The organism is Paludibacter propionicigenes WB4 (assembly GCF_000183135.1).
Lineage (GTDB): Bacteria > Bacteroidota > Bacteroidia > Bacteroidales > Paludibacteraceae > Paludibacter > Paludibacter propionicigenes.
The window spans coordinates 3,310,763-3,336,079 of the sequence record NC_014734.1; the positions used below are offsets into that span (position 1 = coordinate 3,310,763).

Annotated in this window: 27 protein-coding genes and 1 tRNA gene; 17 read left to right on the forward strand and 11 right to left on the reverse strand. The window is 39.9% G+C overall.

The window, feature by feature from the left end:
• Positions 1–26 precede the first annotated feature (26 nt).
• Positions 27–674, reverse strand: a complete 648-nt coding sequence (locus PALPR_RS13735; protein WP_013446256.1) for an HAD family hydrolase — start codon at positions 672–674, stop codon at positions 27–29.
• A 96-nt stretch (positions 675–770) separates the two neighbouring features.
• On the opposite strand from PALPR_RS13735, the gene PALPR_RS13740 reads away from it, so the two are divergent.
• Positions 771–845 (forward strand) — tRNA-Ile (locus PALPR_RS13740).
• Positions 846–936: 91 nt separating this feature from the next.
• On the opposite strand, the gene PALPR_RS13745 is transcribed toward PALPR_RS13740, so the two are convergent.
• Complete coding sequence (locus PALPR_RS13745; protein ID WP_013446257.1) at positions 937–1,620, reverse strand: response regulator transcription factor; 684 nt, start codon at positions 1,618–1,620, stop codon at positions 937–939.
• A 307-nt stretch (positions 1,621–1,927) separates the two neighbouring features.
• Positions 1,928–3,271, reverse strand: a complete 1,344-nt coding sequence (locus tag PALPR_RS13750) for a sensor histidine kinase (protein WP_013446258.1) — start codon at positions 3,269–3,271, stop codon at positions 1,928–1,930.
• A gap of 463 nt (positions 3,272–3,734) precedes the next feature.
• Between PALPR_RS13750 and PALPR_RS15960 the strand changes: the two genes are divergently transcribed.
• The 16 genes from PALPR_RS15960 (at position 3,735) to PALPR_RS13820 (ending at position 13,309) form a co-directional block, all read left to right on the forward strand.
• Entirely contained in the window at positions 3,735–3,905 is a 171-nt protein-coding gene (locus PALPR_RS15960) for a hypothetical protein (RefSeq protein WP_171805048.1), read from the forward strand.
• 300 nt (positions 3,906–4,205) lie between these two features.
• The gene (locus tag PALPR_RS13755; RefSeq protein WP_013446260.1) at positions 4,206–4,916 is read left to right on the forward strand and encodes a DUF6261 family protein; all 711 of its coding nucleotides are present in this window, start codon (positions 4,206–4,208) and stop codon (positions 4,914–4,916) included.
• An 80-nt stretch (positions 4,917–4,996) separates the two neighbouring features.
• On the forward strand, positions 4,997–5,203 hold the full coding sequence (locus PALPR_RS15725) for a hypothetical protein (RefSeq protein ID WP_013446261.1): 207 nt from the start codon (positions 4,997–4,999) through the stop codon (positions 5,201–5,203).
• Positions 5,204–5,260: 57 nt separating this feature from the next.
• Positions 5,261–5,467 carry a hypothetical protein gene (locus tag PALPR_RS13765; protein ID WP_013446262.1) on the forward strand — a complete coding sequence of 69 codons (207 nt, stop codon included), beginning with the start codon at positions 5,261–5,263 and terminating at the stop codon, positions 5,465–5,467.
• 32 nt (positions 5,468–5,499) lie between these two features.
• Entirely contained in the window at positions 5,500–5,802 is a 303-nt protein-coding gene (locus PALPR_RS13770; RefSeq protein WP_013446263.1) for an HNH endonuclease signature motif containing protein, read from the forward strand.
• Positions 5,803–5,915: 113 nt separating this feature from the next.
• Entirely contained in the window at positions 5,916–6,359 is a 444-nt protein-coding gene (locus PALPR_RS13775) for a hypothetical protein (protein WP_013446264.1), read from the forward strand.
• A 312-nt stretch (positions 6,360–6,671) separates the two neighbouring features.
• Complete coding sequence (locus tag PALPR_RS13780) at positions 6,672–7,130, forward strand: PLAT/LH2 domain-containing protein (RefSeq protein ID WP_013446265.1); 459 nt, start codon at positions 6,672–6,674, stop codon at positions 7,128–7,130.
• Between the two features lie 220 nt (positions 7,131–7,350).
• On the forward strand, positions 7,351–7,503 hold the full coding sequence (locus tag PALPR_RS16200; RefSeq protein ID WP_083807209.1) for an ORF6N domain-containing protein: 153 nt from the start codon (positions 7,351–7,353) through the stop codon (positions 7,501–7,503).
• A 90-nt stretch (positions 7,504–7,593) separates the two neighbouring features.
• Positions 7,594–7,725 carry a zinc ribbon-containing protein gene (locus PALPR_RS16205; protein WP_013446266.1) on the forward strand — a complete coding sequence of 44 codons (132 nt, stop codon included), beginning with the start codon at positions 7,594–7,596 and terminating at the stop codon, positions 7,723–7,725.
• A 103-nt stretch (positions 7,726–7,828) separates the two neighbouring features.
• Positions 7,829–8,284 carry a DUF3761 domain-containing protein gene (locus tag PALPR_RS13790; protein ID WP_013446267.1) on the forward strand — a complete coding sequence of 152 codons (456 nt, stop codon included), beginning with the start codon at positions 7,829–7,831 and terminating at the stop codon, positions 8,282–8,284.
• A 150-nt stretch (positions 8,285–8,434) separates the two neighbouring features.
• Positions 8,435–9,358: a hypothetical protein gene (locus tag PALPR_RS13795; RefSeq protein ID WP_013446268.1), complete on the forward strand. Its 924-nt coding sequence runs from the start codon at positions 8,435–8,437 to the stop codon at positions 9,356–9,358.
• Between the two features lie 197 nt (positions 9,359–9,555).
• The gene (locus PALPR_RS13800) at positions 9,556–9,888 is read left to right on the forward strand and encodes a hypothetical protein (protein ID WP_013446269.1); all 333 of its coding nucleotides are present in this window, start codon (positions 9,556–9,558) and stop codon (positions 9,886–9,888) included.
• Positions 9,889–10,025: 137 nt separating this feature from the next.
• On the forward strand, positions 10,026–11,741 hold the full coding sequence (locus tag PALPR_RS13805; protein ID WP_013446270.1) for a peptidylprolyl isomerase: 1,716 nt from the start codon (positions 10,026–10,028) through the stop codon (positions 11,739–11,741).
• 49 nt (positions 11,742–11,790) lie between these two features.
• Complete coding sequence (locus tag PALPR_RS13810; RefSeq protein WP_013446271.1) at positions 11,791–12,195, forward strand: hypothetical protein; 405 nt, start codon at positions 11,791–11,793, stop codon at positions 12,193–12,195.
• A gap of 264 nt (positions 12,196–12,459) precedes the next feature.
• Entirely contained in the window at positions 12,460–12,837 is a 378-nt protein-coding gene (locus tag PALPR_RS13815; protein WP_013446272.1) for a hypothetical protein, read from the forward strand.
• A gap of 103 nt (positions 12,838–12,940) precedes the next feature.
• Positions 12,941–13,309: a hypothetical protein gene (locus PALPR_RS13820; protein WP_013446273.1), complete on the forward strand. Its 369-nt coding sequence runs from the start codon at positions 12,941–12,943 to the stop codon at positions 13,307–13,309.
• Between the two features lie 99 nt (positions 13,310–13,408).
• Here PALPR_RS13820 and PALPR_RS13825 read toward each other — a convergent pair whose 3' ends face one another.
• The 8 genes from PALPR_RS13825 to PALPR_RS13860 all read right to left on the reverse strand — a co-directional run bounded on the left by PALPR_RS13825 (position 13,409) and on the right by PALPR_RS13860 (position 25,182).
• Positions 13,409–14,551: an aldose epimerase family protein gene (locus PALPR_RS13825; protein ID WP_013446274.1), complete on the reverse strand. Its 1,143-nt coding sequence runs from the start codon at positions 14,549–14,551 to the stop codon at positions 13,409–13,411.
• Between the two features lie 158 nt (positions 14,552–14,709).
• Entirely contained in the window at positions 14,710–16,455 is a 1,746-nt protein-coding gene (locus tag PALPR_RS13830) for a sodium:solute symporter (RefSeq protein ID WP_013446275.1), read from the reverse strand.
• A 20-nt stretch (positions 16,456–16,475) separates the two neighbouring features.
• Complete coding sequence (locus PALPR_RS13835) at positions 16,476–18,143, reverse strand: ribulokinase (RefSeq protein WP_013446276.1); 1,668 nt, start codon at positions 18,141–18,143, stop codon at positions 16,476–16,478.
• A gap of 78 nt (positions 18,144–18,221) precedes the next feature.
• The gene (araA, locus tag PALPR_RS13840; protein ID WP_013446277.1) at positions 18,222–19,724 is read right to left on the reverse strand and encodes an L-arabinose isomerase; all 1,503 of its coding nucleotides are present in this window, start codon (positions 19,722–19,724) and stop codon (positions 18,222–18,224) included.
• A gap of 37 nt (positions 19,725–19,761) precedes the next feature.
• On the reverse strand, positions 19,762–21,294 hold the full coding sequence (locus tag PALPR_RS13845; protein ID WP_013446278.1) for an alpha-N-arabinofuranosidase: 1,533 nt from the start codon (positions 21,292–21,294) through the stop codon (positions 19,762–19,764).
• 47 nt (positions 21,295–21,341) lie between these two features.
• Entirely contained in the window at positions 21,342–22,025 is a 684-nt protein-coding gene (locus PALPR_RS13850) for an L-ribulose-5-phosphate 4-epimerase (protein ID WP_013446279.1), read from the reverse strand.
• 62 nt (positions 22,026–22,087) lie between these two features.
• Positions 22,088–22,780, reverse strand: a complete 693-nt coding sequence (locus tag PALPR_RS13855) for an NUDIX hydrolase (protein ID WP_013446280.1) — start codon at positions 22,778–22,780, stop codon at positions 22,088–22,090.
• A gap of 278 nt (positions 22,781–23,058) precedes the next feature.
• Positions 23,059–25,182 carry a S46 family peptidase gene (locus PALPR_RS13860; RefSeq protein WP_013446282.1) on the reverse strand — a complete coding sequence of 708 codons (2,124 nt, stop codon included), beginning with the start codon at positions 25,180–25,182 and terminating at the stop codon, positions 23,059–23,061.
• Positions 25,183–25,317: the final 135 nt, after the last annotated feature.

The following is a 25,317-nucleotide window of genomic DNA, read 5'->3' on the forward strand; positions in this document are numbered from 1 at the left end:
TACAGGGATTCGTAAACCGTTCGGATTTAGTTCAGGGAGCAACGCCAGGTTTCGGGCTTTAAAAGAAAGCTCAAATCTTCACGCGGGTCTACCAGATAGGTTTGTATACCCAGTTGACCGGCTTGTTCAATGTTTTTCGGTCCATCGTCCAGAAAAAGGCATTCTTCAGCCTGAACTCCCGCGTCCGACAGCAATGCTTCAAAGATATCAGCATTGGGCTTGGCCATTCCCATTTCGTAAGACAAATAACACTTGTCGAAAATATCTGAAACTTTTTTCCCGATTTTGGCAAATTCGGCAGGTACCGTACCTTCAACGTGTATGGGATTGGTGTTGCTAAGCAGTAAAAGTCGGAATTTATCTTTCAGTTCGGCCAGCATTTTCAGCTTTTCAATGGGAATTTCGCCCAAAAAAGAGCTCCATGCTGCATCTATTTGTTCGTCGGAAAGGGTCTGAGTGCTTAGTTTTCTTATCTCATCGCGGAATTCTTCTTTGGATAACCGGCCTTTTTCAAACTCCAGAAAAAAACCTTTTTGGCCGAAATTACCCATGAGTTGTTCAAAATTTTTCAGGCCTAATTGTTTGAGATTCATTATACATCGATCGATGTCCAGGTCTACAAGTACGCCCCCAAGGTCGAATATAAGAGTGGTAATGTTGTTGAAATGTTTCATTTATGACTAAAAAAGTGGCTTAGAATTTTTGCAGTATAGCAAAATTTATTACTTTTGCATTCGCTTTGCAAAGATACAAAAATATCTGCAAAAGTGGGGCCTATAGCTCAGTTGGTTAGTAGCACCTGACTCATAATCAGGGGGTCACTGGTTCAAGCCCAGTTGGGCCCACAAATGTAAATCAAGCACTTACACGATACAATGTGTAGGTGCTTTTTTTGTGCTTTTACTTGCCGAAAGTGAAATGATGCAGGAGTAGTGCTTACCTGATGGTTAGTTTCCAACCTACTTTTGGGATTGTTTCAATCGAAATAGCGCTGTCGTTGCTGAGTTTGGAGCGAAGTGAAAACAGGATATTATTAAGCGATGGCTCTTTGCTTTTTAAATCGGGTTCGTTCCACACCGTTTCCAGAATCTCTTTTTTGGAGAGTACTCTGCCCCGATTTTTGAACAGCATGTTTAGTACAGCGCATTCATTTTTCGGTAAGTGGATCTTTTCGGTCTCCAGTTGCAGGCTTTGTTCGCTGGCGGAAAACAGGTAGTTACCAATACGGCTTACTTCGTCACAAATGGTTTTGCGTTCGTTGCGCTGCAGTAGCTCATTAATGCGTAGCACCAACTCGCGCATACCGAAGGGTTTTTTCAGATAATCTACGTTGCCCAACTGAAAGCCGGTCTGCAGGTCTTCTGCCTGAGTGCGCGAGGTGATAAATATGATGGGTAACTGAGCCGTTTGCCGTATTTTAGCTCCTGTTTCGAATCCATTCATTACGCCTTTCAGGTTTACATCCAGCAGTATGATGCATGGACAAAAGCGTGTCATTGTTTGCAACACTTTCTCGCCTTCATCCACATGCTGTACTTCAAATCCTTCCGCTTCCAACCCATCGGTCAGCATAAAGGCCAAATTCGCATCATCTTCAACCAAGAGTACTTTTGTCTTCATTTCTTTTTACTGTTATTTGTTCGCTTTGCTCACGATATTTACTCGCTACGCTCATGATATTAGCTCACGTTGTTCGCGATATTTACTCGCTACGCTCGTGATATTTACTCGCTTTGCTCGTGATATTAATTCGCTACGCTCACGATATTAACTTGCTTCGCTCGTGATATTTGTTCGCTACGCTCACGTTATTATTTACTATCGAGAAGCAAATAACGCCCGAAGGGCAAATATCGCGCAGCTAATATCAACGAAGTTTAATAACGCCCGAAGGGCAAATATCAACGAAGTAAATCCCCCGCAGGGCTTATACCGGAAGGCTTAGGATAAATTCGCTCCCTTTGCCGGGTTCGCTTTGCACTTCTATGTGTCCGGCGTGTTTTTCTACTACGGTTTTCACGTAGCTGAGTCCTATTCCAAAACCCGAAGGCGATCCGGATGCGGTGTTGAGCCGGGTATATTTTTCAAACACGCTCGATAGTTTTTCGGGATTGATCCCTATGCCGTTATCCTGTACCGAGAGCCTGAGCAAATCTTTCATTCGGTTGATACGAATCAATATATTCACCGACACACCCGAATATTTAATGGCATTGTCAATCAGGTTGGCAATGCATTGCCGCAGGTGGTCTTTATCGGCCTTAATCTGTATATCGGCGTCCGTGTTTTCTATTTCTATGCTGATGTCTTTCTCGGTGATGGCAGAGAATTGTTCTTTCAGTTTCCGGACTTCTTCCACCAGATTGAAGTCAGAATAATTCAGCTTGAAAACTCCTTCTTCGGCCATGGACAGGGTCATGATCATGGTAATTTTCTCCGACATATCTTTGGTCGCTTCTTTCGAAATAGCCAGATAGCGTTCCTTCTTGGCTTTGTTTTCATCAATCCCCGGTCTGGACAGGGCTTCCAGCGCCAAATGCAGTTGAGCCACGGGGCGCTTGAGCTCGTGAGCGGTGTGTCCGAAAAAGTCGTTCTTCACTTTCATCAGCATTTTTTGGCGTGCCTGCGAGCGGAACAGAAACCAGAGCCCATAGAAACAAAACAGCGCTACCAGTACCGAGCTGGCCAACAGAATCCCCATGCGCTTGAAAATGATGGCAAAAGGATTGATCAGTACCAACTGCAAGCTTATCTTTTTGTCCAAATCTATGTCCTGTATCTGCGACGGAATCTGAAATACCGATAGCGCCGGCTGTTGTGCGGAGTGTTCTTTTACCTTCCCCGTTTTACAATCTATTATCCTCACTACATATTTCGACTCGATATTTTTTGCCTTCAGTATGGCGCCAGTTATGCTGTCCAGCTTGTGTAGGTTCATGGGTACTGTATTACTTACAAATCGGTTTAAAATCAATGTTGTAAGTAATGTTAGGTTGTCTTTATACGCCTTTGCTTCGCTCATGGTGTATTGCGTTGAGTTCTGCTTCGTGCGTGGGGGAGGCGTTTTGAGTGTGTCTTCGCCGGATTGGTGCTTGTAAAACGTGTTCCGTTGGTTGAGTTCGGTACGAAAAGCCTCATCAATCACCGCGTCCGACTCGTGTGTGAGGTAGCTGCGTGCTTGCTTGTAGTTGGTGTAAACAAGATAGGCCTGCATAGACAGGATAAGACCTATTCCAAGCAAGGACAGATACATAATTACACGGGTTTTCATATTCGATTTTAGGGATAATACAGGTTCAAAAGTCTCTTCTCCGTTTTATTGAGAATTATTAACTCCAAAAGTACGAAAAATTAGAACTTAATTAGAAAAAAATGATAAAAAAATTATAACTACCTGAAAATAAATGGTATAATATTGTGGCTTCATTCATCTTTAAATACAAAATATATGAAAAAGATTACAGAAGCTACGGGAAATTACCTTCAAACGGACTTGCTCCAAGGTAGACAAATGATGAAAGAGATATGGGTACTCATACCAAATGCGGATGGAACATCAACATGGGTTTGGGTATAGAAAAAAAGTTATGTTTTGCATTTTTTCTGTTGTTTAAGAGAAGTAGTATAGTGAACAATATCTTCTTCCAAATCCGGCAAGCGCTAAACCTCGTTTGCCGGATATTTTGAAAAAATAAGCGAGAGAATTACAATAGAGCAGGGTCACTTAGAAACTAGTGAAAGCCCGAGAACCAAAAATAATTGCTGCCGGGCATAAAGCAGCTTTGCCGGTGACTGCGGGAGTCCGATTCCGACTGAACGAAAGGCGGCGCAGCCCACGCAAGCTTAACCACGATTGCAGGAATAGTGGCGCAGCGCTCGCAAGCTTAATCGCAGCTGCGGGATAAGTGGCGCAGCCCGCGCAAGTTCAATCGCAGTTGCAGGAAAGGCGGCGAGGAGCCCGCAAGCTTAACCACCATTGCAGGCAAAGTGGCGCTGTCCCCGCAAGCTTAACCGCAGTTGTGGGCAAGGTGGGGAGGAGCCCGCAAGCTTACATGTTAAATAGGTTATCTAAGCAATAAAATATTCACTGATATTTTATCCTGAAATAACATTCAGAAAATAAGACTTGTAACTCGTAACTTGTAACTCGTAACTATTTATCTCAACGATTGAAAGAACTAACTTTAAATTGAATATAACAAATTATGAAAAGACATCTTACTGCTTTGAATGTAGATACGCTCGGTCAGTTGGGCGTACGCGTCAGCGAAATTTCGGCTCCATACGGGTTTGCAAGCGGCAATCCTCTGTTGGAGCGGGTAAATACCGTAAAAAACGTATATGTGGAAGTGCTGGATAAGAATACTTACAGCGGACACGGGAAACTGGTACGTCAAGCCGATGGAGTGTTCGACAACCGTTTTCTGCGCATGCGCGATTTACTTACTTCTTTTATTGATATCGACGGATTGGCGGCGCATCAGGATGCGGTAGATCTGTATGCCGTTTTCGATACTCACGGGCTCGACCTGTATCACATGAGCTATGGCGACGAACTGATACATGCCGATGCGCTGATAGCTGACCTTGATAAACGCGAAAATCAGGGACGCATAGCTCGTCTGAATCTGCAGGAAGTATACGCATTGCTGAAAGAAGCATACCAGGTGCTTAAAAGTCTGACAAACGAACAGACTACGGCCAATGCAGCCTTGCGCGCCATGGAGTCGTCCACATCGCTCCGTCGGAACCTGGAAGATGCCCTGCGCAGCTACCTCGATTATGTGGATATAATGGCTCAGATAGATGCCAACTGGAAACCTATGCAACTGGAGCTGATCGAAGCCGTGAAAGCTGCCGTGAACAGCAAAAGAAATTCTCCCAAGAAAGACGATAAAACCACAAAAACTAAATAAGATCACTTAAAAATGCAAAACCTCTGACGAAGGTCGGAGGTTTTGTTCTCTGATTGCAGCCAATGGGCAATCATTCTGTTATGGAAAACTTTTACGTAAATATAGATGCACAACCCAACGGCGACCACGAGGTACACAGTGCCAAATGTCTCTACTTCCATACACTCGAAAACAGAAAGTACCTGGGCATATTCCGCACCTGTACCGACGCTGTAGCATTTGCCAAAAATATTTATCCACAAGCCAACGGTTGCTATTATTGCTGCAGGGCGGCTCATAAGAGGTAGGGGGAGAAGAGAGATGATATTTTACTTATTACAAATAAACTTTAAAATCTAATTATTATGGACTATTATTATGTGAACACAAAAGAACAATCCAATGGAGATCATGAAGTGCACAAAAGTACTTGTAGTTATTTACCAGCAGCCGAAAATAAATTGGCTCTAGGTTATTTTGATTCATGCACTGATGCAGTGAAAGAAGCAAAGAAAACTTATCAACAGTCCAACGGATGTTATTATTGCTGTAGAGCATGTCATACGAGCTAAAAATATGAAATAAACTATTAAATTTTTGAGATATGGTAAGAAGACATAATACAGATCGAAATGGTAATAGCTGGTCAGAAGCAACTAAAAAGGTAGTATGGAATAAAGGAGCAATTATTCCTGGTTATCCTTCAGAGGTTTGGAGGAGTGATAAATGTGGTAAGGTTATGAAATACTCTGAACATGGAAATAGAAGTTCAGATTATGGTTGGGAAATAGATCATATAACTCCAGTTGCATATGGCGGGTCTGATGATTTAAATAACTTACAACCTTTAAATTGGAGTAATAACGTTGATAAAAGTGATAAATTATATTGGACTTGTCCCCGCTAGTCCTATTTTCTATCAATATAAGACAAGTTTCTTAATCTGAATTACGAACTAAGAATCAATGAAAAAAGTAAAACTGAAGATAGCATAACAACTAAAGGTTTCAATAATTACTTATGGGCAAGAAATATTCAAAAGATTTAGACGAACTAATAGCATTAGTTTCTTATTTGTCAATGACTAAGTATAAAAGTATGCGTCCATCTCGCTTGGCTCAAAGGCTTTCACTTGATAAAAGCAATGTTTTGAGAATACTTAATGAATACAAGGCTATCTTCCGAAAATCTCAAGTCATAAGTCATACTTCTGGAGAACATTATTATACATTACATTTGAGATATGCCTTGAGATGGGTTAATGAAGATATAAACCAAGATAACGATGATACAGTTCAAGAAAATTTACCTCCAGAGTATCTTACTACTCTTTTAAACTTTGTTGTTGATAGGGCTGCTTTAGAAGAGACGACTAAAAATACTCAGATAAAGAATATAGTTACCATGATTGCTGCTATTATAGCCGCATTAGCCGCTATAACAGCAGCTGTTTTATCTGCATGAGTAAGAATAAATACAATACAAAATTAAAACTAAAATTGAAATTCAGTTCTTCCTTGTATATATGTTTGAGTTAGTTTTTTGCTGAAAATTTAAAACTTTGTCTTACTAGATTGAAAGTTCTTGCTTTCTATATTGAAAAATACAGAGTACTAATCTCCTCCGCTCCCGCTCGATTGTATCGCCTAGGTGTGAAGAAATAAGGTTTTGAATGGGTTGCCACGCGTTGCGATCTAACGGCATCAAGGGCTAAAACACAAAGTCCAAAACAATAAATAATTACGCACTATTAATGCAAATTTAAAACAACAACAAATGGAATCAAAAATCAATGATGAGCAATTATTAGCAAGAACAAAATGTCAGTACAAGATTGAAGTAAAAACAGCAAACGTAAAAAATGCTGGTACCGATGACAATGTTTATATACAGATATTTGGAGAGGTAAAAGGAAAAGGAGCAACAGAAAAAAGAGAAACAAAAAGCTTTAAACTTGATAACTCTTCAGATAATTTTGAAAAAAATCAGATTGATACATTCTTTAAGGATGAAGATAATGTAGGAGAATTGACTCACATCATAGTTGTTGCGGATAAAAAAGGGGACAAACCAGGTTGGTTAATCGATTTTATAAGAATTATTGTTAACGATAAAGTTTCGACATTTACGAATACGAAGAAAATCTGGCTGACAGCTGATGATCATGGTAATTTGACAGAACTCTTATTGAAAGTTGACAAAAAAATAGTAGAAGATAAAGATGTTGTGAGCTGAGATATGTTTTGTTGAGCCGGATCAAAAGTTCCTCCGCTCCCGCGCGATTGTATCGCGTGGGTGTGAAGAAATAAGGTTTTGAATGTATTGCCGCACGATGTAATTCGTGCGGCAGCAAGGGAAAAAGAAAACAGATTATTATGGAATTACAAATCATACAGAATAAAATTTATGAAATACGGGGTTTGAAAAATTATTCTAGACAAATAACCTTGCGGCCATGTATGAAGTTACCGCCGGCAATTTAAATAAAGCTGTGAAACGAAACGCGGATAGATTTCCGGATGATTTTATGTTTCAGCTCACGAACGAAGAATTTGATTTGATATTCCAAAATGGAACATCAAGTTTTGGGGGTACCTGCGCAAGATAGGGCTATTTATGAGTAAAGAATATTTTTGCATTAAAGACAATCCTTCATGTCTTAGGTTGAAGGATATTTATTAATTTGATCATTAATAACATGCCAACCACAGGTCAAAAACCAGGGAGAGGAACTTATTATTGTACTAACTGCGGTCAGTCAGTGACGCTAGACGATGATTCAGATATTTTACCTCCATGCCCCAAATGTAGTCATACCAATTTTAGGTAGACAGAATGCTGGTCCCTCAGGGATTGAAACTAATTAACCACGGGCGAGAGCTCGTGGTATAATTCTCACTTGGAGATAATCAACAGCTTAATTAATTCCCAATATGAAAAAAAAATTACTCCTTTTTGTCAACCTTCTGATAGTTTTTTCTGCTATTGCACAAAATAGCGTCAGATATACAACCGTTAGACTCAATTTACGCGAAGATGCTAATGCGTCATCAAATGTCATAGCTGTTCTGCCACGAGGTACAGTTGTAAATGTAGCTAAAGAATGTGACTGTGCATGGATACTCGTATCGTATGAAGGTAAGGAAGGGTATGTAAGCTCAAAATACCTATCATACACACAGCCTGCACAAACTAAACACAGCATTGTAAAGCATCAGCAACGCACAAAGTATTATATCAATTCAGCAGGTGAAAGGGTTCAGTCTCCAACTCATTATCAGTCTGTTCCTGCAGGTGCCACAGCCCTGTGTTGGGATGGAACTTATAGTTTTAGCCAAAGTCGGCGGGGTACTTGTTCACATCACGGGGGAGTAAAGATCTGGCTTTGATAATCTAAGTTTGATAAAATATGACTAGAACTATCTCCTCTGCTCCCGCGTGAATTACATCATCTATATTGTCTGGAATTTTAAATAATACATAAGTAGTATAGAAATTATTACGATAAATATAAACTTTCTCAAACCAGGAGGATCATTATGTCTAAATCAAAAAACATAACTGTTATTGTAAACAAGAGTTGGGAAACTGAACCCTTGCTGAACGCCATGACCAATCAGGCACTTACGGCTAAAGCTCCGCTTGTATCTCATTTATTGCCCTTTCCGTTGGTATTCAATAGTCCCAAAAATCTGAAGGATGCTAATGCAGATAACAGAGCTTCTGTGCGAGCACGCTTTCAGTTGTTTAATGCAAGTACCTGTTTGAACGTATCAGTTTGGTGCATCGAGGATTTAATGGATCCAACCAAAAATCCTTCGAGTTCGGAAGAAAAGTTTCGGGTTTTGCCTACTGCATTGGTTGATAATCCGGACCTGGTAGTGAGTGTAAGTACAGCCAATTGTCCTTATGATAAATCAATGAATGGTTCAGTGCTTATAGGCGCAAATTCTTTTCTTTATAATGGTTGCCCCGGCAATCCGGCGAGTAATCTGCAGCCACAGCAAATTAATCAATTGATGCCGTCAAATGTAAATGCTGATCTGTTTGCATTAATTGACGAAACGTTTAATGCGATAGTCACTGCGGATTTCCTGATACCTCCTCATTCCCCAGCCGATCCATTTGTATGCTTAGCTTCCGATGTTATATCGGTAGTTAGTTCCATCAATGTAACCGATTATACCATGTACACGCAAGTAGATGAGGCTGCCCGAACAGAATTCAAAGCAGTGGTGGGGAAAGATCCCGACACGATAGAAACAACTCACGGAGTAGTGAAAATAAGTACTGATGCTCCCATCATTTTTATTTCGCCGGTGACAGATCGATTTGGACATTTTGATGATGACGTATCGTCTGTACAAAATTATGTAGCAGCCTTTAATGGGGGCGTGGTTCTTCGGGAGTTGTTGTGGTCGCTAAGCTCTTTTGTGGACAAAGGAAATGAATTCGCTGAATAATCAATCCTCTGTTTCTGCACTATTATATCGCGTGGTGTGCAGCAATAAGGTTTTGAATGGATTTTATACGATGCAATTGTGCGACTGCAATAGGGAGTCTTAACTCCTATACAAAAGAACAAGAAAATACAATCACAATTATAAATGATCAAATCTTTTACAGACGTAGTTTTTATAATAATCAAAAAACAAGAAAAATGAAAAAATTATTAGTATTAAGTTTTATTTTATTTGCTGCTATATCAAGCAGCTATGCTTCCGGTTATTTTTATTTTGATAATGCTAACCCAATTTATCAGGAAATTTCTGTTAATGAGACCTGTAATTACTCTATTGCAGCTCACTTAGATTGGGTTGATAATAGTAACGGTCAGGTGATTCTCTATGATTTGACAAATAACACAACCCTTTTTTCGTATGTTGGACATGATTTAGAAGTAGGGTATTCATCTTCCGGTACTTTGGGAGATGTAGCTGTATATGTTGCAATGCCTAATGGTTATTGCTCTGTTATATTTGGCTGGTGGTAATAATGATATCCATGTTTTTGAATAATTTATAATTGTTGATTGTAATGCCCGGACAATAAAATGTCCGGGTAATTTAAAAGATATGATTCATTCCCGGATACTAATCCACGGATACTAACCACCTGATATTTATTAATATGAGATATACATCTGAACCGCAGTGTTTTGTTGGAAAATCACTTTTTCATTCCATTTTCCTGATTTCCCTTTTAGGATTTATTCTTCTTATTGAAAGTTGCACCGGATACGGTAGCAATGATACCTTGCTGCAAATAGGTGACTATAAAGTTACAGTTGCCGATTATGAATACATGCGCAACGAAAACAACGAAAGATATAAACTTACCGATGCCGATCTCAAGAAAAAAATAATTGATGAAGGGTATATCAATGCCTATGCTCTGGAGAATAAATACGATACAATAGCATCGCTAAAGACAAGATTAGACTATGCCATCAGGTTTTATGCCGCAGTTCAGGATGGATATATGTGGAATAAGAAATATAAACAGGCTTTGGTTGTGAGCGAAACTCAATTGCGTGAGGCTTACGAAAAACAAAAGTTAGAATATAATATTGAGTTTATTCTTTTTCCTGACAAGGGACTCCTTGACAAATACTGCTCGTCGCATTCAGCTGGCCTATCGTCGTCTGACTTTAATTCAATAAAATCTAGAATTGGTTCTAAATCCGGAGTTTATTCCAGCAGTACTTATCAACGATATCCTTTCAATCTTCCCGGACTTGATTATGATAAGCTAATTCAGTGCAAAAAAGGTGATGTATGGGGACCCGTGCAAACGCCCGAAGGCTATTTTATATATCGTATGGTCGAAAGCCGAAATACATTTAAAGTTCCATATAATACCCTGAAACCGAATCTTCAAAAGATACTGGAACATAAGCTCGCACAGAAATATGACAACGAACGTAAGAAAGAGGTTCTGCAAAAAGCCAAACCTGTCATGTCGGACGAAACAATAAATTATATGCTTTCTGTATGCGATATGAAAGCCAGAAAATGGAATTATGTGGATAGGAGCAAGGTGCTTATGAACTATTCATTGGATGGCAAAACCAAGGCATTCACCATCGCCGATTTTATAGGATTTGTAGAAAATGAACCGCTCTTTTTTGGTTCGCTGACTCAATTGTCGGGCATAAAAGGGATGTTGGAAAGCAATATATTAGATATTTACTTGTACAGTGAAGCATTGAAGATAGGCATGCTCAACGACCCCGAATTTCTTACATTCAAACGAAACCGACAGTTTAAAATTTATACGCAGCACTACAAGGAAACTAATGTTATACCTAAAGTGGTGGTCACAGAAGCCGAAAGTCGGAAATTTTATAACCAAAATATAGACAAATTCAAGACATTCGGATCTTGCGAAGTGCTAATTTATAAATTTAAAGATAGTCAGACAGCCGGAAACAGCATGCCTCCTATTGCAGTGCGCTATACGCAAAAACCCGTACCCCAGGAAATACAGGATCGGGCAAAAAGCATAAAGATACCTGAACCAACCCCAGCAACATTAAAAATAAGTGATAAAACTTTATCCGCAAATATCAAATCAGCAATTATCCGGCTTATGCCCACTCAAGTTTCAATGCCGATTCAAATGAATAATGGATATTGGGTTATTTATCTCAAATCAAAAAGCGACCTCATTATTATTCCATACGAAGAGGTGAAGAGCGAGATAGCAGCTAAGTTACCGGAGATATTAAGTAATCAAATCCTCGAACAGCAAATCAGCAAGCTCAAGCTCAGCTATAAAATAAAAACAGACAAGATAGATGACTATCTGACTGAAAAGGGGAAAGCAGTAATTAAACAGAAATAGAACCACCGGGAAAATCTAAATAATTTACTAATTTTTAAATTTATATGTTATGAAAAAAATATTTATAATCGTCTTTTTATGCATTTTTGCATTTGTAGGTAAGAGTTATGCTGGAGATATAGGTTGGGATTTTGGATTCTCTAACCCCAATGATAATATGAGAAATGAGGCTCATTCTTTGGGCTACTATGGAATAGGTAGTAGTGTTTCTATGCAAGTAACCGCTTATAGTTGGCCTGGAATTATTGGAGATTATTGGGGTTATAATATGCAATTGATTAATACTAATAATGGTAGCGTTGCAGCAACTCTTATAGATGGAAGATATAATGGAGAAGAGTATGCGAACTCTAATGGTTATAGTAATAAATCAATAACAATTAGTAACGCCGAGTTTAATATGATTTGGATTCGGACTTATTATGTTCAAGGTTGGGTAGGATTATACTGGTAATTTCAACAATATAGTGATTTTCCTGGTGGTATTTTAAAAGAGGTTGTTCGATTGAATCGTCAGCTTCAAATTTGGAATTACTAATAATTGCTCTTATCGGGCTGATTAATTACATTAAACCTTAAAACAAAAAACAGCTGTACGGACTGACATGGTGCGCAACATGGAATGAAGCTATAGCCGGACGTTAGTGGCAACAACGTGCAAAATGCCATCGCGAAAACCGAAAAGCGTTATGAGTAGGTAACCCTAAAGATTAATATAATGACAAATGAACTATTTGCGGAACCTGTGTTCGTAGACCAGGAAATTTCAACGTTCTCGTGTTATGCAAAAACCGGCATTGGTTATGCATTCTGGATGAGAATTGATTTTAGAAAGCCCAGAGAACTCTCGTGGCATAGGTCGGACAGAGGTCAATCAGTGACAGTTTGGTTTACAGGTGACTATGACATTAGCAAAGCTACCGGTATTGAAGAAGGAGACTATGTTAGACTGAACATAGAGGTCAAAGTCGGTAGCAACAATGTAAAAGCCGGTCAGTACTTCATCTATAAGAAGGACGCAGGCAAAACCGCACATTACGAAGCTTCGGGATCGGTACGCGATGCTGCTGTAACGTATAAGGGAATAAAGCCGTGATAACGGAGAAATAAATATGTACACGGGTCAGGTGAAGTCATCTGACCCGTGTTATTACACGTACAGAATATTACTAATAAAGCATTAAATCAGACAGAATAATATGAATGAATCGAATTATAAATATACAGCTACTCTGCTACTTCCCGAGGACGGAAAACAATACTGGACAGATATCATGCAGGGTAGAGCCGCTGTGCCCGAAGATATAACGGTAGGCAGTCCGGTGGTAATGGCTACGGCACTTTATACCGATGGTACATTTGTGGTGGCAGGCGTATCCAAAAGCAAAGATCCTACCGATTATAATATCGTATTTGCATGGGTGTACGATCAGGATGGCAATAAATATCCCGGCTGGCCGATTGACCTGAGTGACAACGAAGATTTCTTTGTTAATTCCATCGCATTTTCACCCACGGATGCCGACGAAGCGGATTATCTGCTCATTGTGTCGGAAGCCAAGGTATAGGCAGGTATAAAAAATCCGTCAGACTAATTCGTAAGTCTGACGGATTTTTTGTTGCCGTATAAGTCGGATAATGACTTTTAAGCCTGTAGCTTCACGGATTTATTTCTTTACCTCAAATGCGTAAATAGCCACTTGTTTGTAAGTTTCACCCGGTTTTAGTACCGAAGTTGGGAAATTGGCATGGTTTGGAGCATCTGGATAGTTTTGAGTTTCCAGTGCTATTCCACAACGGTAGTTGTGTTTGTCACCACGTTTTCCGGTATCTACACCATCCATAAAGTTACCACTGTAGAACTGAAGTGCAGGTTGGTTTGTGCTTACTTTCATCACAATACCTGTTGCAGGTTCGTATACTTCGGCAGCCAGAGTCACTTCGCCTGCTTTTTTATTCAGCACAAAGTTGTGGTCATAACCTTTACCGTATTTCAATGCTACGAAGTCAGTTTTGATACGTTCACCGATAACGGTTGGTTTTCTGAAATCAAGCGGAGTATTGGTCAGGTCGGCAACTTCGCCTGTTGGGATCAACAACGAATCTGTCGGGGTATATTTATCGGCATAAATGGTAAGGATATGCGAATTGGTAGATTGTGCGGTAGTACCGTGCAAATTAAAATATGCATGTGAAGTTGGGTTCAGTACTGTAGCCGAATCTGTAGTAGCCGAATAGTTTATGGCTAATTCGTTTTTGGCGGTAATGGTGTAGGTAACTTTGATAGTCAGGTTGCCGGGATAACCTTCTTCGCCTGCAGGAGATAAGTAGGTCATTTCTACAGCATCTTCGCCTTTATCGTTTTTAAACGGACGAGCATCCCACACTTTGGTGAAAAATCCTTTTGCTCCACCATGAAGTTGATTGCCATGATCATTTAATGTTAGCTGGTAAGCTTTTCCGTCGAGAGAAAACTGACCTTTACCGATTCTGTTTCCGTAACGACCTACGATAGGACCGGCAAACAAATCTTTTGCAGTAAGATATCCTTTAATAGTTTCGAATCCCCATACTACATCTTTGAATTCGCCTTTGTTATCAGGCACCCATAAACTTACAAGACGAGCACCGTAATTAGTGATTTGAGCGGTTACGCCGTTGGCGTTTTTCAATGTGTATACACTCACTTTCTTGCCATCAACGATGGTGTCGAAATTACTTTGAGGAAAAACCTGAGCAGCTTTTTTGTTGCTTGAGCAACTTGTTATAAAAAGAGCTACAACAATAAATGATAAAAATATATTTTTCATGATTTTGCAAATTAAATTACTAAAATTCAAAGTACTATATAGCGTGTTTGATAGATTGTATTGGTTGTGTTTTCAATATATAAGTCTTCCAAACAACAGTATTTCTAACTTGGAAAAACCGTGTTTGGAAGAACTATTTTATGTTGAATAAATGCTGATTACCAGAAATACCAGTAGAATGCAGCACAAATAGCTACTACACCTAGTGAAGCAATAACATCCCACTTATTCCAACTGTTTTTTATAAGTGCTTTGTAATCGCCTTTAAAACTAATTGCATCAACCTGTTGAGCTGAAGGTTTCGCAGTAACGAAAGAAACAAGCACCATCATTACCATGATGAAAACAAGCAACCAGATTTCAAAGATCAGCCAGTTAGTATGCCAGAACCATCTGGTTGATTCCCAGAATGTGCCTGTCATCACGTCTTTACCTGTATTGGTGAATACGTTGGTCAACAAGCGAGCCATACCAATCAGGAATCCGATAATCAAACCGGCTTCACCAGCTTTAGGTGTAATCTTTTTAGAGAATATACCCATTACGAATACAGCTACCATGGCTGGAGCCAACAGTGACTGAATACCTTGCAGGTATGAATACAGACTACCCAGGCTCATCATTACCGGAATCCAGATAATTCCAAGTACTACTACTACAACTGTTGCAGCACGACCTACAAAAACATATCTGGCTTCACTCTTATCCTTAAACATTGGTTTGTAAAAGTCTTCGGTGAACAGTGTAGCACAAGAGTTGAAGAATGCCGCCAACGAAGCAACCAGTGCCGATACGAAACCGATGGTTACAATACCTTTTACACCGGCAGGCAATACAAACTTAACCATAGAACCAAATGCAGTATCCGGATTGTCTAATGAGAAACCACTGCCCGGACGTGCTGCCAATGCTGCGGCAACCATACCCGGAATAAGGAACATAAATACAGGAAGAATTTTGAAGTAACCTGCAGCGATAGTACCTCTACGGGCACGTTTCATTACCACATCATTAGCTTCACCTTTTGTTTGTCCCAATACACGTTGAACGATATGTTGGTCGGTAGCCCAATACCAGAAACCGATAATGGAAGCTCCGATAAATACCCAGAAACCGGGATAATCGTCATACAATGGGTCACCTGTTTCGAGGTGGAACATGTGGTTTGTACCATAAGCATGTCCGTCTGCTCCGATGCTCATTGCTCTGGCGTGATCCATCATAGCAGTCCATCCGTGAGCAACATTACCATCGCCCAAGGCTGATAATCCTAAGAAAAGTACCAGGAATGAACCAATGATAAGAATAGGCGTTTGGATAGCCGACAGTGTCATTACACCTTTCATACCTCCAAATACTGTAAATATACCTGTTAGCACGATCAGACCGATAGCTCCGTACCAGAAAGGTAAGCCAAGCAGACTTTCCATAAAGATACCTCCGGTAAATGCTGTTACACTCACTTTGGTCAATACGTATGCAATCAGTGTAATGATTGACAACCAAGAACCTGTGCGGGGTGTGTAACGGTTTTTAAGAAAATCGGGCATGGTAATGATTTTTCCCAACTTCATATTCATGTGTTGGTAGAATGGCACAAATAACCAACCCAGGATAAGAATCATCCAACCCTGCATTTCCCAGTGAGCCATACCTACACCCGATTTTGCACCGGTTCCGGCAAGACCTACAAGGTGTTCTGAACCAATGTTTGCTGCAAAGATAGCCGCACCAATGATATACCATGGTTCGCCTTTACCGAACAGGTAATCTTCGCTGTTTGCTCCTTGTTGCAAACGCTTGTCTTTTTGTACCGAGCGCCATACTGCCCAGGCTACGCCCAAAATCCCAACGGCTAGTATCAGCCAGTCGAGCCAAATAAATTCATGTGAACTCCAATTCATGATTTTTTATTATTATTGATTTAAGAAAATAGTTCTTTTTCAGTAAACTGACCAAGTTTGATGTAGTTTTTGTATAACTCTTTGTACAGTTCTACATTTTCTTTGTTCGGGAAATATTCAGAAGCAAATCCCATACCCATAGCTTTTTGAGCATCTTCCACTTTGTCATAAACGCCTGCTACTACAGCAGCAAACATCGATGTTCCGAAAGCACAAGCCTGTTCGGCTCTGGCAACTTTAATAGGCATATTCAGTACATCGGCCAGTGTTTGCATTACGAAAGGAGATTTCAATGCGATACCACCGATACCGATGATTTCTTTGATTTCAACACCATTTTCGATAAAGCGATCAACGATAGCTTTTGATCCGTAAGCTGTTGCTTCAACCAAAGCACGGAAAATAAGAGGAGCTGAGCTTCCCAGATTTAATCCGGTGATAGTTCCTTTTACCAGTTGGTTAGCGTCAGGAGTACGACGTCCATTCATCCAGTCGGTAGCCAAAACAGTTGATTCGGAAACAGGCACCTTAGCAGCTTCAACAGAAAGTGCAGGAATGATTTGATCTATCGATTCTTCAATAAGTTTTTTCTTGGTTTCAGCATCAATTAACGTACTCTTAGAAAGTATGTTTTCAATTGGCCATGCTAAAACGTTTTTGAACCAGGCATATACATCACCGAAGGCCGATTGTCCGGCTTCCAGTCCAATCATGCCGGGGATAACTGATCCATCAACTTGTCCGCAAATACCCGGAATAAGTTTATGACCCATTTCTTCGTAACTGGAAACCATAATGTCGCAGGTAGAAGTTCCGATAACGCGTACCAAAGCACCCGGTTTAACTTCGGCACCTACTGCACCCATGTGGCAATCGAATGCACCTACAGCAACAGCAACATTGGTTGTTAAGCCTAAACGAGCTGCCCATTCTTCTGTTAAGTTTCCTACTTTTTTATCGCTTGGACATGTGTCAGTATACAGACGTTGACGATAGCCGGCCAATAATGGATCAAGTGTAGTCAGGAATTGTTCTGAAGGTAAGCCACCCCATTTTTCCAACCACATAGCTTTGTGACCGGAAGCACAACGGCTGCGGCAAATAACAGATGGATCGGTTTTGTCGGTAATCAAGCCCGGCAACCAATCGCAGTGTTCAACGATAGAATATGCGGCATTACGTACTTTTTCGTCAACACGAAGTACGTGCAATGCTTTTGCCCAAAACCATTCGGATGAATAGATACCTCCTTCGTAAGAAGTATAGTCAATATCCCATTTTGAAGCTAAGTCATTAATTTCCTGGGCTTCTTTAATGGCGGTATGATCTTTCCACAATACGAACATTGCATTTGGATTTTCTGCAAATTCAGGTAGTAATGAAAGTGGTGTACCGTTTTTGTCGGTAAATACTGGAGTACTTCCGGTGGTGTCAAATGCAATACCAACTACTTTTTCGGCAGTTCCGGCAGGGCATTTTGATAAGGCAGTTTTTACGGTATATTCCAATCCTTCAATATAATCAAGCGGGTGCTGACGATATTGATTTGCTGTTGGAACACAATATTTTCCTTCCATCCAACGTGGATAATATTTTACTGCTGAAGCCATTTCCTCACCTGTGGCAGCGTTTACTACTACTGCGCGACAAGAATCGCTTCCATAATCTAAACCTATAACGTATTTCATATTTTTTTAAGTAAGTAAGAGGCAAGAGGTAAGAGGTAAGTACTTGCGGCTTACCTCTTACTCCTTACTCCTGATTATTTATCTAAGTGCTTTATTCAACATGTAATAAACTTCGTTATTGCGAATGTCTTGTTTGAAAGTGCGGATGGTAGTGTCCTTATCGATAACCAATAATTCAACATCCAGAATTTCTGCATAGTCTTCCAACATTTCGGTGGTAACAGCAAACGAGAAGCTTGAGTGGTGTGTTCCTCCTGCAGTAATCCATGCACCGGCACCAACTTCAAGGTTAGGTTGTGGAATCCACAATGCACAAGCTACAGGTAATTTTGGAAGTGGTTGCGGTTTGATAACTTTCACTTCGTTCACAATCATACGGAAACGGTTACCCATGTCAATGATTGTAGCTGCAACTCCTTCGCCTTCGTGAGCCTGGAAGATGAGACGAGCACAAACACCAGCATCGCCAATACCTAAGAAATGTACTTCAACACGTGGCTTGTTAGCGGTGATTTCCGGGCTGATTTCCAACATGTGAGCCTGAAGAATAGAGCTGTTAGCTCCATCAAAGTTCAATACATAATCTTCGAGGAATGAAGATCCGCCTGGTAGACCCTGAGCCATAACCCACATGGTACGGCAAAGAGCAGCTGTTTTCCAGTCGCCTTCTGCACCGAATCCGTAACCTTCTGCCATCAGACGTTGTGATGCAAAGCCCATCAACTGGCTCATGCCTTCCAACTCATTAAAGCTGGTGGTGAAACCTTTAGCACCTTTGTCTTGCAAGAAACGACGTAAACCGATTTCCTGAGCAGCTGCTTTACGAACAACATCGTATTTATCAGTCCCTTTTTTGCAGTCATCAGCAAAGTCATACTGTTTTTCGTATTCAGCAACCAATGCGTCAATTTCAGCTTCGGTTACAGCTTCTACGTAAGGCACAAGCTTAGCAATCGGAGCGTTATCAACGTGGTAACCCAAACGGATTTCAGCTTCCACTTTATCTCCATCGGTTACGGCTACATTGTTCATGTTATCACCAAAACGGATAATCAACAAGTCCTGAGCATCGTTATGAGCTGCAGCAACGCGCATCCAAGTTGCAATTTTATCGTGAGTAGACTTATCTTTCCAGTAACCTACAACGATTTTACGAGGTTTGCGAAGACGACTTGTGATATGACCAAATTCACGGTCACCGTGAGCCGATTGATTAAGGTTCATGAAGTCCATGTCAATTTCCGACCATGGAATTACTTCATTAAATTGAGTGTGAAGGTGCAATAATGGTTTTTTGTAATCCATCAAGCCATGAATCCACATTTTAGCAGGAGAGAAAGTATGCATCCATGTTATCAAACCGATACATTTTGTATCACCGTTGGCAGCACGCATAATTTCTGATATTTCAGAAGAAGAATTAGCTGTTCCTTTATATACTACTTTTACAGGTAGATTGCCTGAGGCGTTTAATCCTGCAACCATTTCGTTTGAGTGTGCGTCTACTTTTACAACTGCATCACCACCGTACAGCAGCTGAGCTCCTGTTACGAACCATACTTCTAAATTTTCGAATGCCATGATAGTCTAATTTTATTATTTGTTATTTAGTTTTTATTTATAATTCAAGCGATATTATTGATTTTGCCGGTACATTCACCGTCAAACCTGTTTTTGTTATTTTAGCGTCTTTGAAAACTGCCGGAACCACTACGTTCGGATTTTCAAATGTATTGTGCGAATCAATCGTTTTAGCCGTCAAAATCTTACCTTCAACCTTTGTGATTTTTACATTAGGAAGATCTATTGTCACTTTTTGATCTTTGTCCAAATCAACATTTGTCAGCGTTATATGAATCAACCCTTTTGAATCTTTGGATGCTGATGCATTTACAATCGGGAATTTTGTTTTGTTATATGTCAACGAATCACTTGTAACCTCAAGTGGTAAGTATGTAGCGCCCATATGAACTTTGTACATGTTGAAAACATGATACGTCGGTGTAAGCACCATTTTTGGTCCTTCGGTAAGAATCATTGCTTGCAATACATTCACTACTTGCGCAATGTTTGTCATTTTTACACGCTCTGCATATTTGTTGAAAATATTCAAATTTAATGCTGCTACAAAAGCATCACGCAACGTATTTTGTTGATAAAGGGCTGTATGATTTCCGGGCTCTTGATCCCACCATGTTCCCCATTCATCTACCATTAACGCAACTTTGTTTTTCGGATCATATTTATCCATGATAGCAATATGTTTTTTAATCATATCATCAATCTCAAGAGTCTTGCTTATGGTCCACAAATAATCGTTCTTGTCAAATTTAGTAGCAGAGCCTTTGCTTCCTTCCCAGCCTTTACAAGTGTAATAATGCAATGAAATGCCTTCCATTTTATTGCCGATATTCTTCATCAGTGTTTCTGTCCAGTTATAATCTACATCGCTGGCACCACTGGCAATTTTGAACAGTTTATTACCGTCATATTCACGACAATAAGTAGAATATCTTTTGTAAACGTCCGAATAGAATTGTGCAGTCATATTTCCTCCACAACCCCAGCTTTCGTTACCAACACCTAAGTATTTCAGTTTCCATGGTTTTTCACGTCCGTTTTGACGACGTAAATTAGCCATTGGACTATTTCCTGCAGAGGTAATATACTCAACCCATTTAGCCAATTCCTCAACGGTTCCACTACCAACGTTACCACTCAAATAAGGTTCGCAATCAAGCATTTCGCACAGATTGAAAAACTCATTCGTTCCGAAACTATTGTCTTCGATTACACCACCCCAGTTGTTGTTCGATATGGTTGGACGTTTTTCACGAGGACCAACTCCATCCATCCAGTGGTATTCATCGGCAAAACAACCGCCCGGCCAACGCAATACAGGTACTTTAAGCTCCTTAATTGCATTAAAAACATCGGTTCTATAACCTTTGATATTCGGAATGGGCGAATTTTCGCCAACCCAAATACCTCCATAAATACAGCTACCCAAATGTTCTGAGAACTGGCCGTAAATTTCTTTACTAATTTGCGTTTTGCCCTGATCGGCATGGATCGTAATTTTAGAAGCTCCTGTTTGAGCAGAGATTGTCATTGCTGACAATAAAGATGCGACTAAGAATATTTTTTTCATTTGCGAGTAATATGTGTTTTGTTTTTCAGATTTTTATAGGTAAAACATTATTGTCCGTAATACGCTCCGGGTCCGTGTTTGCGGTAAAAGTGTTTTTTTACCAGATGCTTATCCATTGTCAGCTCCGGATTGATATTGAAAGAGATGTAAGCCATTTTGGCAACTTGCTCCATCACTGCGGCATTATGTACAGCATCGTGTGCGTCTTTGCCCCAAGAGAACGGTCCATGATTTTTTACAATGACTCCAGGAATATAATCAGGATTCAATCCATAGAAACGGGTAATAATCACTTTGCCGGTTTCGGCTTCATATTCACCCTCTACTTCTTGTTGCGTAAGTCCACGGGTACATGGTATCGCAGCGCTAAAATAGTCTGAGTGAGTAGTTCCAATGTTTGGAATATCTTTACCTGCCTGAGCCCACGAAGTAGCATACGTTGAATGTGTGTGAACAACTCCGCCGATATTGGGAAAAGCTCTGTAAAGAGCCACGTGGGTAGGAGTGTCCGAAGATGGTTTTAGTTTTCCTTCCACCACTTTGCCGAATAAGTCTACCACTACCATATCGTCGGCAGTCATAGTATCGTATGATACGCCTGAAGGTTTAATAACTACTAACCCTGTTTCACGGTCGATACCGCTTACATTTCCCCAGGTAAATATTACCAATCCATGTTTTACCAAGTCAAGATTTGCTTTGAAAACTTCTTCTTTTAATTGCTCTAACATAAGTTTTTGAATAATTTATAAAGTAATATATGTGAATTAAACAGACAATTCTTATAGCTTTGTTACAACGAGAAATGCAATCCCTGCTCTATTAGCTGATCGTATTTCTCTTTGTTGAATCGATAATAGAAAGCTCCTCTTTTGGATGAGCTTTTATCTTTCTCTTCCATTTTTTCCAAAATATCCATTGTTAATAATTTCTTTCTGAAATTACGTTTGTCGATGCGTTCCTGATAAATCGATTCGTACAAACTCTGCAACGTTGGCAAGGTAAATTGATCGCCCAGCAGGTTGAAGCCAATTGGCTTAATGGCTGCTTTTCGCTGAAGGATATTGATTGTATTATCTACCATTTTTTTATGGTCGAAAATAAGTTCCGGCAATTGAGTAATTCTGACCCAGCGGGTATTGTGCTTTTCGATAAGCGACGAATCAAACAAATCCATATCAACTAAAGCAAAATAAGCAATGGAGATAACGCGGTCGGCCAAATCACGGTTGAGCTCGCCATAGGCTCCTACTTGTTCCATGAAGATATTATCAATGCCGGTGTATTCTTCAACCACCCTTTTGGCTGCTTCATTTATACTCTCAGTCGCGTTTACGAACCCTCCCATCAGCGACCATCCTCCTTTTAGCGGCTCCATTCGACGGCGGGCAATAAGAATTTGTAGTTCATTGTCCCGAAAGCCCATAATTATACAGTCGACAGCTACAAGAAATGTGTCTTTATTTTGATAAAATGTAGAATTCATTCAGTATTAAATAAGGAAAAACATCAAGTTGCAAATCACTAATATCCAAATGTGTATATTTATTTCGTTTGAAAAGTAACATTCTTTTACAAACAAGTGTAAAGAAAACACTTGTTAGGTAATTATCGATAGGTAAAAACATGTTTTACAACACGATTTTGAAAAAATCGAATTATTAACTGATTTGCAATATTATTGAGTCGGTTTTGCAATAATATTCAAGAAAAAAGGCACTCACATTATTTGCGAGTGCCTTTCCATATTCTGAAAATGGGTTGTTACTTTATGCTTAATTCATTAATCAAACGTTGTGCTCCACCAATTTTGTCCATAACAAAAAGAATATAGCGAACATCCACGTTGATTGTTCTTTGCAGGTCTGGTTCGAACACTATATCGCCGCTCATGGCTTCCCAGTTTCCATCAAAAGCCAAACCGAGTAATTCTCCTTTGGCATTGAAAATCGGACTTCCAGAATTGCCGCCGGTGATGTCATTGTTGCTGAGGAATGCCACGTGCATTTCGCCGGTTTTCTTGTCGATATAAGCTCCATAGTTTTTCTCAAGAATGGCTGTTTTTAATTTTGGCGATACATCAAACTCTTCGTCTCCGGGAACTTCTTTTTCCAAGATTCCTTTGGTGGTAGTGTAGTATTTATAAGTTACAGCGTCAGCAGGATTGTAACCGCCTACTTTACCAAATGTCAGACGCATGGTTGAGTTGGCATCAGGATACATAGGTTTACCTGTTTCAGCCGACATGGCTTTAATGCCGCTCTCGTATAAGCGTTCTGCATCCTTAATTCGTTCTGAGTTCTTGTTGAACTCCTGGCTTCGGATAGACTCCAACGTTTTTCTAACTTCCTGCGAGAAAATGATGGCAGGATCTTTTGAAAAGTCAACCTTTTTATTTTTAATGGCTTTAGTGATTTTATCTAACGAAGTAAAATCAGATTTGCCGAACAAATATTCGGCAAATTTTGTATAATCACCCTTGTATTTCTTTTGAATTGTGTTGTAAAATTCAGGTAATGCATCAGCATCAACCGATTTTTTATAAACATTCAACATGGCCACTAATGTAGCCTGATCTACTGTAGGATAATAATCTTTGTAAATTGCTTCAATTTGGGTTTGTAGCTCTTTTTCACCAAGATTTTTGCTTATTATTCTCTCTACCTGAGTTGCAATACGTGGCATTTCTACACCGTTCAAGAGTGATTCATTGAGGTAGTTCAGCGCTCTGTTGTAAGGATAGTTTTTTGTATATCCATCTTCAAGAGTTCTCAGTACATTCTTATACTTGGCTTCTCGTTCGGGCGATTGTTTAACCCACGCGGCAAAAGCTTTTTCCTCTGCTTTTTTCTCGTTGATAATGCCTAATTTGGTAACGGCTTTATTCATACCGATACTGTTTTTCCAGTAATTGGAGCTGCGGGCAAACTTACTGGCATAAGCAATATTAATGGCTTCATCTACGCGCATAAACGAATGCCATACATCTTGCTTTGCTCCGCGTACATCAATACGTGCCTGATTAGTAGAATTCATTCTGTTGTTGATTCCCCAGGATGACAGGTAGCGGCTTGTTGTTCCCGGGTTTCCCATGATCATAGCGTAATCTCCCGGTTGATAGCCTTGGTTTGAAATAGACGCAAATCGCTTAGGAGAATATGGTACATTGTCTTTAGAGTATTTAGCGGGCTTACCATCGGGCGAGCAGTAAACACGAAATACAGAAAAGTCGCCTGTGTGACGAGGCCACATCCAGTTGTCGGTGTCGCCGCCAAATTTACCTATCGAAGTAGGAGGGGCGTAGGCAAACCGGACATCGGTGAATTCCTCATAAACAAACAGGTAGTATTCGTTGCCGGAATAAAACGGTTTTACACGAGCAGAATAATTGGTTCCTTTTTCTGTTTCTTTTTCTATCACTCTTATCAACGAATCCTGTTTTTCCGTGCGTTTATGCCCAAGCAAAGTGTCGGGAAGTTGAGATATTATTCGCTCAGTGACATCCTGAATTTTTACTAAGAACTTCACAGAAAGACCCGGAGTAGGAATTTCGTCGGTTAGTTTTTCGGCAGTAAATCCATCTTTCAGATAATTATGATCTACAGAGCTGTGTTGTTGAATGGCGTCAAAGCCGCAGTGGTGATTGGTAAATACAAGTCCCTGATTAGAAACCATTACACCTGTGCAACCATTTCCGAAAACCACAACTGCATCTTTCAGGCTTACCTGCTGATCGCTGTAAATATCTTCAGCTGTAAGCGTTAAACCCATGCCATTCATTTTTTGAATGTTCAGTTTTTGGATTAAAGGTAGCATCCACATGCCTTCGTCGGCTTTAACCCCAACAAATGTGCAGAGCGTGAGCAGTACAATAAATAGTTTTTTCATGAAAATAATAATTGTATATGTTATTGATAAAAGAAACGTGCGAAAAGATATAAGGTAGGAGGCTGCAAAATCTTGTATATTAATGCAGCACAAATGTAAGAAATAATTTTGTATTTTAAAGCGCTGTTTTTCAAT